Origin of the sequence: Cellulophaga fucicola (genome assembly GCF_900119145.1) — a bacterium.
GTDB lineage: Bacteria > Bacteroidota > Bacteroidia > Flavobacteriales > Flavobacteriaceae > Cellulophaga > Cellulophaga fucicola.
Map to the genome: position 1 here is coordinate 285,898 of NZ_FPIY01000004.1, position 13,508 is coordinate 299,405.

At 33.2% G+C, this 13,508-nt stretch carries 14 protein-coding genes; 3 read left to right on the forward strand and 11 right to left on the reverse strand.

From position 1 onward, the window contains the following. Position 1: 1 nt before the first annotated feature. Both BT107_RS14290 and mutY read right to left on the reverse strand, forming a co-directional pair. Positions 2 to 469, reverse strand: a complete 468-nt coding sequence (locus BT107_RS14290; protein WP_072304505.1) for a single-stranded DNA-binding protein — start codon at positions 467 to 469, stop codon at positions 2 to 4. A 34-nt stretch (positions 470 to 503) separates the two neighbouring features. Further along, positions 504 to 1,529: an A/G-specific adenine glycosylase gene (gene mutY / locus BT107_RS14295; protein WP_072304506.1), complete on the reverse strand. Its 1,026-nt coding sequence runs from the start codon at positions 1,527 to 1,529 to the stop codon at positions 504 to 506. Between the two features lie 125 nt (positions 1,530 to 1,654). Between mutY and BT107_RS14300 the strand changes: the two genes are divergently transcribed. The 3 genes from BT107_RS14300 (at position 1,655) to BT107_RS14310 (ending at position 4,374) form a co-directional block, all read left to right on the forward strand. Beyond that, positions 1,655 to 1,945, forward strand: a complete 291-nt coding sequence (locus BT107_RS14300) for an HU family DNA-binding protein (RefSeq protein WP_013620605.1) — start codon at positions 1,655 to 1,657, stop codon at positions 1,943 to 1,945. Between the two features lie 273 nt (positions 1,946 to 2,218). Continuing rightward, positions 2,219 to 3,769, forward strand: a complete 1,551-nt coding sequence (locus BT107_RS14305; RefSeq protein ID WP_072304507.1) for an Rne/Rng family ribonuclease — start codon at positions 2,219 to 2,221, stop codon at positions 3,767 to 3,769. A gap of 89 nt (positions 3,770 to 3,858) precedes the next feature. After that, positions 3,859 to 4,374 carry a regulatory protein RecX gene (locus tag BT107_RS14310; RefSeq protein WP_084639245.1) on the forward strand — a complete coding sequence of 172 codons (516 nt, stop codon included), beginning with the start codon at positions 3,859 to 3,861 and terminating at the stop codon, positions 4,372 to 4,374. 7 nt (positions 4,375 to 4,381) lie between these two features. Here the strand turns inward: BT107_RS14310 and BT107_RS14315 are convergent, their stop codons facing one another. From BT107_RS14315 to BT107_RS14355, 9 genes are all read right to left on the reverse strand, one after another. Further along, a complete protein-coding gene (locus tag BT107_RS14315) occupies positions 4,382 to 5,245 on the reverse strand; it encodes a cupin-like domain-containing protein (protein ID WP_072304508.1) in 864 nt (287 codons plus the stop codon). A 149-nt stretch (positions 5,246 to 5,394) separates the two neighbouring features. Beyond that, on the reverse strand, positions 5,395 to 6,489 hold the full coding sequence (bioB, locus tag BT107_RS14320) for a biotin synthase BioB (protein WP_072304509.1): 1,095 nt from the start codon (positions 6,487 to 6,489) through the stop codon (positions 5,395 to 5,397). A 137-nt stretch (positions 6,490 to 6,626) separates the two neighbouring features. After that, on the reverse strand, positions 6,627 to 8,048 hold the full coding sequence (locus BT107_RS14325; protein WP_072304510.1) for a flotillin family protein: 1,422 nt from the start codon (positions 8,046 to 8,048) through the stop codon (positions 6,627 to 6,629). Between the two features lie 4 nt (positions 8,049 to 8,052). Continuing rightward, on the reverse strand, positions 8,053 to 8,631 hold the full coding sequence (locus tag BT107_RS14330; protein WP_072304511.1) for a hypothetical protein: 579 nt from the start codon (positions 8,629 to 8,631) through the stop codon (positions 8,053 to 8,055). Between the two features lie 71 nt (positions 8,632 to 8,702). After that, positions 8,703 to 9,857: a beta-ketoacyl-[acyl-carrier-protein] synthase family protein gene (locus tag BT107_RS14335; protein ID WP_072304512.1), complete on the reverse strand. Its 1,155-nt coding sequence runs from the start codon at positions 9,855 to 9,857 to the stop codon at positions 8,703 to 8,705. A 2-nt stretch (positions 9,858 to 9,859) separates the two neighbouring features. After that, on the reverse strand, positions 9,860 to 11,125 hold the full coding sequence (gene bioA, locus BT107_RS14340) for an adenosylmethionine--8-amino-7-oxononanoate transaminase (RefSeq protein WP_072304513.1): 1,266 nt from the start codon (positions 11,123 to 11,125) through the stop codon (positions 9,860 to 9,862). Between the two features lie 125 nt (positions 11,126 to 11,250). Next, complete coding sequence (bioD, locus tag BT107_RS14345) at positions 11,251 to 11,859, reverse strand: dethiobiotin synthase (RefSeq protein ID WP_072304514.1); 609 nt, start codon at positions 11,857 to 11,859, stop codon at positions 11,251 to 11,253. 48 nt (positions 11,860 to 11,907) lie between these two features. Then, entirely contained in the window at positions 11,908 to 12,282 is a 375-nt protein-coding gene (locus tag BT107_RS14350; RefSeq protein WP_072304515.1) for a putative signal transducing protein, read from the reverse strand. Further along, positions 12,279 to 13,439: an aminotransferase class I/II-fold pyridoxal phosphate-dependent enzyme gene (locus BT107_RS14355; protein WP_072304516.1), complete on the reverse strand. Its 1,161-nt coding sequence runs from the start codon at positions 13,437 to 13,439 to the stop codon at positions 12,279 to 12,281. Before BT107_RS14355 ends, BT107_RS14350 begins: the two co-directional genes overlap by 4 nt. Between the last annotated feature and the right edge of the window lie 69 nt (positions 13,440 to 13,508).

Sequence of the window (13,508 nt, forward strand, 5' to 3'; positions counted from 1 at the left end):
ATTAAAATGGTAAATCGTCTTCTTGTTCTGGCTCACTAGGAGCTGTATTTTGAGTAGTAGCATTTTGTTGTGGCGACTGCTGCTGCTGTGCTGGTTGAGCAGGATTGTTCTGCGCATTTGTCATACTTTCTTGTTTTGTAGACAAAAAAGTAAAATCTTGAACATGCACCTCTGTTGCATAACGCGTAGTGCCATCTTCTGCCTGCCATTGACGGTTTTTTAACCTACCTTCTACATATATTTTATCGCCTTTACTTAAATACTTTTCGCATATTTCTGCTGCCTTATTACGCACTACAACATTATGCCAATCTGTATTAGTAACTCGTTCACCTGTTTGCTTGTTTGTATAGCTTTCATTAGTTGCAATAGGAAACCTCCCAATACAATTTCCACCTTCAAAATAGTGCATTTTTACTGCATCTCCTAAATGCCCAATTAGCATTACCTTGTTTAACGTACCACTCATAATTTTGTTATCTTAAAATCAAAAATACAAAAATTTAAAACGTTTTTATGAAGTCTGCAATTAAAACAGGCACAGGATATTTTTCTAAGTCAGAAAAAGCTATTCCATCTTCAAGAACTTCATCAACTTTAAGTATCCAAAAATGAGTAAATAAATGCTGATGCGATAATTTATGTACAATAGCATCCTTATTAAATAAGCGTATATCTTTTGCTTTTACGGTTGGCAACACCTTATTATATAGGTCGTAAATCGTTTTAGCATCTGCCTCCTCCTCTAACAAAGGAAACTGATATAAATTTTGCCATATTCCTTTTCCTGTTCTTTGTTGTAACAAAGTATTACCATTACCATCTACAACAACCAAGTAATTAAAATTACGTTTCTTTACTTTTATCTTTTTTAATTTAACAGGCAGTTTGCCTACTAAATTCTTTTGCAAGGCTACACAGCTATCATTTAAAGGACAAATAGTACAATCCGGATTTTTTGGAGCACATTGCAGAGCACCAAACTCCATAATACCTTGATTATAATCTCTTATATCTGAAGAATGCATTACTTCTGTTGCTAAAGTTTTAAAGTACTTTATACCTTCTGCGCTATTAATAGGTAGATCTACACCGTAATACCTAGCCAAAACTCTATACACATTACCATCTACCACTGCTTGCTGCTCATTAAAAGAGATAGATGCAATTGCACTAGCAGTATAATCGCCCACTCCTTTCAATTTAACAAGTTCTTTATATGTATTAGGAAACTCCCCATTTAAATTAGTTACTATATGCTTTGCGGTAAAATGAAGATTTCTAGCGCGGGAATAATACCCTAAACCTTGCCATAATTTTAAAACTTTCTCTTCTGAAGCATTAGCTAGATCAAAAATAGTAGGAAAATGTTTTTCAAAACTTAAATAATAAGACGTACCTTGAGCAACTCTTGTTTGTTGGAGCATAATTTCTGAAAGCCATATTTTATAGGGATTCACAGTGTTTCTCCACGGCAAAGAGCGTTTATTTAAGGCATACCAATCTAGTATTTTTTGGGAAAAAGTCATCAAATAAATAATAATAAACAAAAGTACAGGTTTATATACTTAAAATTAAGTCTATTAACGTAAAAGAATAAATTTAATTTATATATTTGCAACCCGAAAAAACAAGGACATAATATATACTGACAATGACGAAAGCAGATATCGTATCGAAAATCTCAGATAAACTGGGGATTGAAAAAGGAGATGTACAGGCTACTGTTGAAACTTTTATGGAAGAGGTTAAAACTTCATTAGAAAATGGAGATAATGTTTACCTTAGAGGTTTTGGTAGTTTTATTATTAAAACAAGAGCAGAAAAGACTGGTAGAAATATTTCTAAAAATACTACCATAAAAATACCAGCTCATAACATCCCTGCATTTAAGCCTGCAAAGGTCTTTGTAGAAGGCGTTAAGAGCAACGTACAAGTAAAATAAAATATTAATATTAATTAAAAAGTAGATTTTATGCCTAGTGGTAAGAAAAGAAAGAGACATAAGGTAGCTACCCATAAGCGCAAGAAGCGTAGAAGAGCTAACCGACACAAGAAAAAGTAGTTGTTAACAACTACTTTTTCGTTTTAAAAAACGTTCATTGACATAGAGATTCTTAACGAAAGAATTTCAGCGGGTAATTTTTACCCGCACAACTATTGTTTAATCCATTTATCTCTCTTATTTATAAGTTGAGATAGATAAAAATTGATTCAGGTGAATAAAGAATTAATCGTAAGATCTGGTTCTAACGCTGTCGATTTTGCCTTAACTAAGGACGGAAAACTAATAGAACTTCACAAAGAAGAGGACAATAACAATTTTTCTGTTGGCGATATATTTATTGCTAAAGTTAGAAAACCTGTTACTGGTCTAAACGCTGCATTTGTAGACGTTGGTTATGAAAAAGATGCATTTTTGCATTATCATGACCTGGGTCCGCAGCTCTCTTCTATGTTGAAATTCGTAAAAGGAGCAAGCACAGGAAAATTAAAAGATTTTTCTTTAAAAGACTTTCCTTTTGAAAAAGATATTGATAAAGACGGTAGCATTAATGATGCTATTAAATCTAATCAATCATTATTAGTACAAATTGTAAAAGAACCTATCTCTACCAAAGGACCAAGAATAAGCTCTGAGCTATCATTAGCTGGGCGATATGTGGTTATGGTACCTTTTTCTGATCGAGTTTCTGTTTCTCAAAAAATAGAAAGTAAAGAAGAAAAAGAAAGGTTAAAAAGACTTGTAAGAAGCATAAAACCTAAAGGTTTTGGTGTTATTATAAGAACCGTTGCCGAAGGCAAAAAAGTTGCAGAGCTAGATAAAGATCTAGAAAACTTACTGACCAAATGGACAGTAATGTGCAAGAAATTGTATAAAGCACCTCACCCATCTAAAGTATTAGTAGAGCTAAATAGAGCTTCATCTATACTTAGAGACGTATTTAACGACACCTTTACAGGAATACATGTTGATGATACAACGCTTTACAATGAAATTAAAGATTATGTGCAAGAAATTGCACCGAAGAAAGAATCTATTGTAAAATTATATGAGTCTTCTGTGCCAATTTTTGAAAAATTTGGAATAGAAAGACAAATTAAAACTTCTTTTGGTAGAACAGCCTCTATGAGTAAAGGCGCCTATTTAATTATAGAACATACTGAAGCCCTACACGTTATAGATGTAAACAGCGGTAACAGATCTAACAAGGCCAAAAACCAAGAAGACACAGCATTAGAAGTAAATATGATTTCTGCCACAGAAATAGCCCGACAATTGCGCTTACGTGATATGGGAGGTATTATTGTAGTAGATTTTATAGATATGGGGAAGCCAGATCATAGAAAAAAACTTTTTGAACATCTACGCGATGAGATGAAAGATGACAGAGCTAAGCACAAAATTTTGCCGCCGAGCAAATTTGGCCTTATTCAAATCACAAGACAAAGAGTAAGACCCGAAAGAAATATTAAAACAATGGAGAAAAATCCTAACGGCCTAAACGGCGCAGAGGTAGAAGCTCCAATAGTTTTAATAGATAAGATTAAATCTGACTTAGAAAAACTACTAAGTGGACCCGCAAAAGATAACGATGTTATTCTACACATACATCCGTTTATTGCTGCATATCTTACAAAAGGATTACAATCCATTCGTTTCAAGTGGTTTATGGAATATAAAAAATGGGTTAAAGTACAATCTAGAGACTCTTATACGTATCTAGAATACCGCTTTAAAAACAAAGAAGGTAAAACCATATATTAAAATATACCTTTACTTAAAAAAACGGTTTGTTATATATGTCTTTACAGAAACCAAAAGACATATATAAAAAAATAAAAGCGACCTCAGCAATGTGGTCGCTTTTTTTGTTTACGTACATTTGTAATATGAGCTTACAACCATCTTATACTATTACAGAAGCTACTAAAAAATTAGAACAATACTGCGCTTATCAAGAGCGTTGCCACAAAGAAGTTACCCAAAAACTAAAAGATATGGGTATGATTTCTGATGCCCGAGATCTTGTAATTACACATTTAATAAAAGAGAACTACCTAAACGAAGAACGTTTTGCGCAAAGTTTTGCTCGTGGAAAATTTAATATTAAAAAATGGGGGAAAATTAGAATTGTAAACGAGCTTAAGTTTAGAAATATATCTATCTACAACATTAAAACTGCTTTAAAAGAGATAGACGATAACGAATACCTTACAACACTAGATGAACTTGCACTTAAAAGAGCAAATGCAGTAAAAGAAACAAACCCTTTTAAAAAACAAAAAAAAATAGCAGATTACCTACTATATAGAGGATGGGAAAGTCACTTAGTATACGAGAAAGCAAAAGAATTATCTACCAAAAGCTAAACAACTACTATTTTAAAGACTTATTTGTAACAGTAATAGCTTTATTATTTTTACTATCAATCCATTTTTGCCCTTTAATTCTACGCATTAGATTATCATAATTACGCATTATAAAAACATTATAAATTGCTTTTGCTACATTTTTAGGATTACGCGCTATTGCTCGTAAACTCATAGAAAAACCAGGTGTTATGTATTTCATATAATGCCAATAACCCTCTGGCATATACAATACTTCTCCGTGGTTTAAACTTGTTTTATAACCTTTAGCGCTTTTTAACGCTGGCCATTTAGTATAATCTGGATTAGAAAAATCTATACTTTCGTGGGTTATTAAAGAATGTGGAACCTTGTATAAATACTTGTTTTGTGACTGATTAAAAAGAATAACCTGTTTTTCTCCTTCAAAATGAAAATGAAAAATATTAGCCAAATCAATATCATAATGCATAAAAGTATGCGATTCTTTTCCTCCAAAAAAAAGCATTGGCAAACTTTTCATTAATCTCAAACCAAAATCCGGATACGTAAAGTCTTTTTGCAATACAGGAACTTCTTTTAATATGTTCCACAAAAAGATTCTAAATTTAGTAGGCTCCTTTTTTAGCAAATCTATATAATCTGCCATTCTCATTTTTGCATGCGGCTCATTAAAACCATCCTTGTAATCTACTGGTCTATCATCATACAAAGGCACAACCTTATCACCCGCAACATATTTTATATACTCTAAATTCCATTTAGAATATGCAGGCCACTCTTCTATAAAACACTCAATAACCACTGGTTTTTGGGGTTTAAAAAAGTGCTTTATAAAATCTTCTTTGGTAATTGTTTTTACCCTTGGAATATCCTGTAACTGCAATAGAATCTAGATTAAATAATAGATAAAAGTAAAAAATAGGATTTAAATAATTCTTAAAATCTCCTAAAAATTAGTCAAAATTAAAAAACCGCTACTCAATATAAATTCTAAAAATTTAACTGAGTAACGGCTAATAGTAAAGTATAGTACTTTATTTATTTTACGAGTTTTGCTTTCTCTTTAGCAACTTCATTACGCTCTATCTTATGTCCTGGTCTAGTCCATTTTGGTTTTTCGCCAAGATTTTGATATTCAGAATCCCCTGCTTCAACCGTCTTTGGCTGAGAAACTTTTGTAAATGGCTTCTGAGGATTTAATCCTAATTCTTTAAACATAGCCATATCCTCGTTAACATCTGGATTTGGTGTTGTTAATAATTTATCTCCTGCAAAAATAGAATTAGCACCTGCAAAGAAACACATTGCCTGCCCTTCTCTACTCATTTGTGTACGCCCTGCAGATAACCTTACTTGCGTTTTAGGCATAATTATACGTGTAGTAGCTACCATACGCACCATTTCCCAAATAGAAATAGGCTCAATATCTTCCATAGGAGTTCCTTCTACCGCCACCAATGCATTAATTGGTACTGACTCTGGTTGTGGGTCCAAAGTAGATAAAGCTACTAACATACCTGCTCTATCGTCTAACGCTTCTCCCATACCAATAATACCTCCACTACAAACTGTAACGTTCGTTTTACGCACATTTTCAATAGTATCTAATCTATCTTCAAAAGCACGAGTAGAAATTACATCTTTATAGTAATCTTCAGATGTATCTAAGTTATGATTGTAAGCATAAAGACCAGCCTCTGCTAACCTTTGTGCTTGGTTTTCAGTTATCATACCTAACGTACAACAAACCTCCATATCTAGCTTATTAATAGTACGTACCATCTCTAATACTTGATCAAATTCTGGTCCGTCTTTAACATTACGCCAAGCAGCTCCCATACAAACTCTAGAACTACCAGAAGACTTTGCTCGTAAAGCCTGAGCCTTAACTTGCTGTACAGACATTAAGTCATTACCCTCTACACCAGTATGGTAACGTGCTGCTTGCGGACAATATCCACAATCTTCTGGACAACCACCTGTTTTTATAGATAACAAGGTAGACACCTGTACTGTATTAGCATCGTGTTCTTGTCTGTGAATTGTAGCTGCCTCATACAGCAAATCCATTAAAGGTTTATTATATATATCTAAAATTTCTTGCTTGCTCCAGTTGTGTCTTACTTCGCTCATACGATTATTTTAAATCAGTTGTCAAAAATAGCCTATTTAGTAATTAAATCCCAATAAAGGTTTTTTAAATAAAAAAATGAACCATTAGATTATCTCCAATGGTTCATTTTCATATCTAATTCGGTAAAAAGTTTTACTTACTTGTTATCTTCTTTTTTTGATGCCTCTTCTTCTACCGTAGTAGCTTCTACATCTTTTCCTTTTAAATACTCTGGCAATTGCATACCAGCCATATTAAACATTTCCTGTAATGGCGGTACAGATTTATACATACCAGAAATAAAGTTTGCTGTAGAACCTTTACCATCTGCAGTTTTTGCTCCAGAATCCCAAACGGTCACCTTATCAATCTTAATATTCTTAATAGCTTCTGCTTGCGTTTTAACCAATTCTGGTAATTTATCTGCAACCAATAGCAACACAGCATCTTTAGGACTATCTCCTGCTGCTTTCACAATCTGATCTAAACCTTGTGCTTGTTTTGTAAGAATCTCTAATATACCCTGAGCTTCTGCTTGCGCCTTAAATAATATTGCATCTGCATCACCTTTTGCAATACGTCTTGTACGTTCAGCATCTGCCTCTGCATCTATCTCTACTTTTTTCTTATCTATTTCTGCAGGAACAACAATATCTGCCATTTGTGAGCTACGCACACGCTCTGCTCTAGCCAATTCCGCTAATTGTTCTGCTGCATAAGATTCCTCTAATGCTTTTGCAGTTTGTACTTTTTCTGATGCAATTGCAGTACGCTCTGCCTCTGCCTCTCTTTGACGACGTAAAGAATCTGAATTTGCTACATTAATTTTAGCAATGTTCTCTCCTTCTACCGCCTGTGCATTTGCTGCAGCTACTTGCGTACGCTCATCTTGTAAAGCATTAGCCTCACCAATAGAACCATCTCTCGTTTTTTCTGCAACCGATTTACGTGCTGCGTTAATTGCATGTGCAGCTGCTTCTTTACCTAAAGCCTCTATATAACCAGACTCATCTACAATATCCGTAATGTTTACGTTAATAAGCTTTAGACCTACTTTCTTTAACTCTGTTTCTACACTCTGAGAAATATTAGTTAAAAACTTATCTCTATCATTATTAATTTCTTCAATATCCATAGAAGCAACTACTAGACGTAATTGACCAAAGATAATTTCCTGTGCTAAATCTTGAATTTGACTTTGTCCTAATCCTAATAAACGCTCAGCTGCATTTTGCATTACACCTGGTTCTGTAGAAATACCAATAGTAAAACGAGAAGGTACATTAACACGTATATTCTGCTTACTTAAAGCATTTACTAAGTTTACCTCTATAGAAATAGGTGTTAAATCTAAAAATTGATAATCTTGAACTACTGGCCAAATAAATGCCGCACCACCATGGATACATTTCGCAGAATTACCACCACCTACTTTACCATAGACAACTAAAATCCTATCTGAAGGACAACGTTTGTATCTACGTATAAATGAGATAATAATTATAAAAAAGAATAAAATAGCAACAGCAATAGCTATTAAGCTAGCATTACCGCCCAATTGTAATGGTACAAAAATCATATGGTTATTTATTTAATAGTTTAACAATTAATATTCCGTTGTCTGTAATTTCCTTAACCTTTACCACATTACCCTGTGTAAGATCTAAGTTTTCATCTGTAAGCGCTTCTAGCTCGCGCAAAGATCCTTGCACTGTTATACTTACTTTACCTATAAAGCTTCTGTTTGCCCCTATAGTTAGGTATACCTCACCAACTTGGTTTACCGCATTTTTTAAATGTAGTGTACCACTACTTTGTAGTTTACTTAAATAATAAAACAATGCCGCCATAGACACCATCATTAATAAACCGCAAATAATAGAAATTAGTATAGTTAAGAATATAGGCAAACCTGCTTCTATACAAGCAACACCCGTCCACCCAAAAATGGCGAAAAATCCCGATAAGTTTTTAATTGATAAAAATTGAAAGTCTATACCAGAATCACCTTCTACCTCTGCATCTACATCGCCCTCAATACCATCTGCATCTCCACCAATTAAGGTTAGCAATAAAAATACAACAAGAACAACAGAGCCAATTAAAGCTATGCTCCAGTAAACTTTAGGAAACAATTCCAAGCTATCATACCATTCTCCCATAAATAAAGTTTTAGTTTGGTTCGTGAAAGATAGCAAAATACGACTTAGCTCTTAGCTAATATTACAAAATGTTAAAAACTTTTTTGCAATAAAACACTTACAGCATTACCGCCAAAACCGACAGCGTTTATAAGTACTCTTTTTATACTCTTTGGCGTCTCTTTATAGTTTACAAAAGGAACTTTAATAAACTCTTGTTTTTGCAACATAGCTATTGCGAGCTCTATGCTTAACACACCAGATGCACCAAAAGAATGCCCTATCTTCCACTTATTAGTAGTTAAAGCAGGTACTTTGTTACAAAAAACTTTTTTTATTGCTTCAATTTCTGATAAATCTCCTTTAATTGTTCCAGGCGCATGCATTACAATAACATCTACATCATCTGGGCTTACACCTTCTAAAGCCATTTTCATAGAACGCTGAAAACAAACAGCATCAGAAGATATAGAGATATTATGTTTTAACACCTCTGTTGCATAACCAACACCAACAATTTCTGCCAAAGCATTAGCTGCATTACCACTCTCTAAACCTATTACCGCAGCACCTTCACCCAAAACCATTGTATTTTGGTCTTTTTCTAAATCAAAGGCCTTACAAGGATATGCATCATTACCTCTGGCATAAATTTTTAAAGCTTTCATTTGCGCAATGGTAAAAGCCGTTAAAGGAGCCTCACTACCACCTACTAAAAACTTATTTGCCATTCCGCTTTTTATCCAAGCAACTCCATTTAAAAGCGAGTGTAATGCTGTAGAGCAAGTTATTGAATGTGATATTTCTGGCCCTTTTGTTTGCAAGTCGTGCGCTACCCAAGAAGAAATATTACCCAATGTAGTTGTTGGTGATGACAAGGTTGATACTTTGTCTTTTTCTAAAAACTCTGTATGATATTTTTCAAACAAAGCTGTAGCTCCGCGTGATGACCCAAAGTTTACACCAAAATTATCTTTAGAAGACCACCCTGCCTGTTCTAATGCTTTTCTTGAAGCATACATTGCAAACAAAACAGTATCGTCTAAACTTTTATATTTAATATCAGAATTTTTTAATTCTTCAATTTCTTGTTTAGCCTCCTCTCCTAAGCTAGCAACCCAACTTTTTTGATTGCCTATATTTTTTTCCTGCAGTAAATGCGCATCATTTTTATAGCTCTCCCAAACCTCATCTAAAGAAGATCCTAATGGAGAAATAGACGCTAGTGCCGTAATGTAAATACCCATACTTAAACTATCTCTAGTGCTTCTTTAATTGAGTTATATATTTTTTGAAGTTGCTCATCTGTAGTAATAAATGGCGCCAAAATGTAAATTGTATTTCCTAATGGACGTAAAAACACACCAGAATCCATAAAATGCTTGAATAACTTATCTCTTAAATTACCATAGCGCTCCATTTTAATATTTAAATCTAGCGCATAAATAACACCTAATTGTCTTGTATTATTTACTTTAGGGTGATTCTTAACTTCTTCATTAAATTGTTTATGAGAAGCTATTATTCTAGAAATATTAGATTGCATTTCTGTAGACTGAAGCAACTCTAACCCTGCCAATGCCGCAGCACAAGCTAAAGGATTTGCTGTATATGTATGCCCATGAAATAACCCTTTAGAAATATCATCATCATAAAAAGCATCATACACCTTTTGCGTACAACTAGTAACTGCCATTGGCACTAAACCTGCTGTTAGCGCTTTAGACATACACATAACATCTGGTTTTATATCCATATAGTCAGATGCAAAGTACTTTCCTGTTTTCCCAAAACTAGTCATTACCTCATCTGCTACTAAAAGTACATTGTGTTTTTTTAAGGCTGATAAAATTTTATTTAAACCATCTGCACTATGCATTTTCATAGCTGCTGCTCCTTGTACAAGGGGCTCGTACACAAAACCTGCAATAGCCTTTTCTTTTACCAATGCTTCAATCTGCAATAAAATAGCATCAATATTATCTTCTGTAGGTACTGGAATGCGCTCTACATCAATAAAAAAATCTTCAAAAGGACCATTATAAACAGATAAACTAGAAACAGACATTGCACCAAAAGTATCTCCATGAAACCCGTCTTCAAAAGCCAACATAACATTACGCTTTTCTCCTTTATTAAAATGATATTGCAATGCCATTTTAATTCCTATTTCTACCGAAGTAGAACCATTATCAGAAAAAAATAATTTCTCCTGATTCTTAGGTAGTATTTTTATCAGCTCTTCAGACAACTCTATAGCTGGCTTATGTGTAAAACCACTAAATACCACCTGATCTAATTGCTGCATTTGAGCCTGAACCTTATTTAAAATATGGTCGTTACAATGTCCATAAACAGATGTATACCAAGAAGATATTCCGTCTACATAATCGTTCCCTTTATCATCTGTTAACACTGCTCCTTTAGCTTTTACTATTGGCAACATTGTATTATGTAATTTATGCTGCGTTAACGGGTGCCACAAGTGTTTTTTATCTCTATCTGTAAGATTCATAAGCATTATGCTACCCTATAGCTTTAGGGCTTATGCATTAGTTTTATTAGTAGATTTCTATAATATGTTTTTAGCCCACATTAATAGATTTTAATTTTTGACAAATATACAAACCACCCTAGATTTTATAGGTTATCTCTAAATAAATCTGCGTATTCTTTTATCACATTTTTATCAAAATATGGCTCTTCATTTATGCGGCCAATTAGCTTTACTCCCGTTTTAGAAAGAATAATACTTTCTGTTGTAGGGTGTTCTTCTCCGCTAAAGATTACAGAAACATTAAATCCTCGTTCTTGCAAGTAATTAATAGTTAGTAAGGTGTGGTTTATACTACCTAAATAGTGCCTAGAAACAACAATTACCTTATAATCTGGAGCTATAATATCTAACACAGTATCATTATTATTTAAAGGAACCAACAAACCACCAGCTCCTTCTATAACCAAATGATTCTTTGTTTTTGGAGCTACAATTTTATCTACCTCTATAACTACGCCATCTATTTCCGCAGCTGCATGCGGACTCATAGGTGTTTTTAAAGTGTAACTATTTTTATGAATTACAGTTTTTTTATTACTTATTAATTTGGCAATTTTATGACTGTCCGAATCATCTAATTCACCTGCTTGTATTGGTTTCCAGTAATCTGCTTCTAGTGCTTCTGTTACTATAGCAGATGCTACCGTTTTACCTACTTCTGTAGAAATACCTGTTATAAATATTTTTTTCATTTTACATATCATTTATCACTCTAAAACAAATTTAGGTGATGTTCATCTTTATAAAACTGCGTTACAATTAAAACAACGAAATTTTCTTTTTTCAAAAAAAGGAAATAATCTATAAAAAATTCCCTTTTCGGAATAATAAGCTTCTAGCTTTTCTGCTTTACATATTGGACAAACCAAATGTTTACCATTATCGTCTACTGCATAGCTTCTAATTTCATTATAAATTTCTAGTGCCTTATCTTTATCCTCTGTTAAAACCAAAAGTTTAATTCCGCCTATTGCATTACTAATTAATGGGTCTGAGTTGACTGTGTTTTCATCTTTTAAAAACACTTCTATACCTTCTGACTCTAGCTTTCCTTTTATAATTACGGTATCTGCTAAATATTCAAATGCTGCAATTTTGTAAAATTTCTCACTCATTTATCTATTAATTTACGCAGTAATACTGTTACTTTTTCTATTTCTTTTGGTTTGTTATATGCGTGCAAACAAAAGCGCAAACGCTCTTGACCTTTTGGCACTGTTGGCGATAATATTGCTTTTACATTAAACCCATTTTCTTGCAGTTCTAAAGCAACTGCTTTTATATTTGCATTGCCTGGCAATAAACAACATTGTATTGCAGAATCACTTGGTATAAAATGTTCTTTTAACCCATGTTGATCAACTTCATTTTTAAAAAACTGAACAGCATTTTGCAGAAGTTGCTGCTGCATTTTACCATCTTTACTATCTAAAAAGTAGTACGACTGTAAAATTGTAGCTACACTATGCGGCGCTAAGGCTGTTGTATATATAAAACTACGTGAAAAATTAATCAAGAATGTTTTTAAGTCAGTACTACCTAATATAGCTGCACCATGACAACCAATAGCTTTGCCAAATGTAATTATACGAGCAAAAACTAAATCTACTAAGTTATGCTCTTGCACTAAGCCCTCGCCATAATCACCAAAAACACCAACAGCGTGTGCCTCATCTACCACAAAAAATAGTTTATGTTTTTTACAGAATAATCCCATTTCTTTTAAGTTTGGAGAATCTCCATCCATAGAAAAAACAGATTCCGTAACTACGTAAACAGCTGCTTTGTTATCTTTTATTGTAGCCGAGTGTCTTTCTACTAAATTTTCTAAATCTGCAATATTGTTATGCTTAAACTTATAGCCTTTTGCATTACTCATAGCAATACCATCTCTTATACTAGCATGTATAAATTCGTCATAAAAAACCAAATCTCCACGTTGCGGAACACAACTAAAAAAACCAATATTAGCGTCATAACCAGAATTGTAAACTATTGCTGCTTTAGATTGATGAAATACTGACAATTTATCCTCTAGCTCACCATACAAATTATGATTACCAGATAACAACCTTGAACCTGTTGCTCCATTTTGCAATATATTATTAGCTACTAAGTATTTATGTGTTGCATTAAAAATTAAAGCATTTTTAGAAAAACCCAAATAGTCATTAGAAGAAAAATCTACCAACTGCTTATACATAGGTAATGTACGCAAAGACATATTCTGTTTTCTTTCTTCTAATTTTCTTTGAAGTTTTTGTGGTAGCATTTGGCAAAGATACAAAGAGATGATTTTTAAAATAAAATAAAAAAATTATTGTTATTCAATAATTTACGT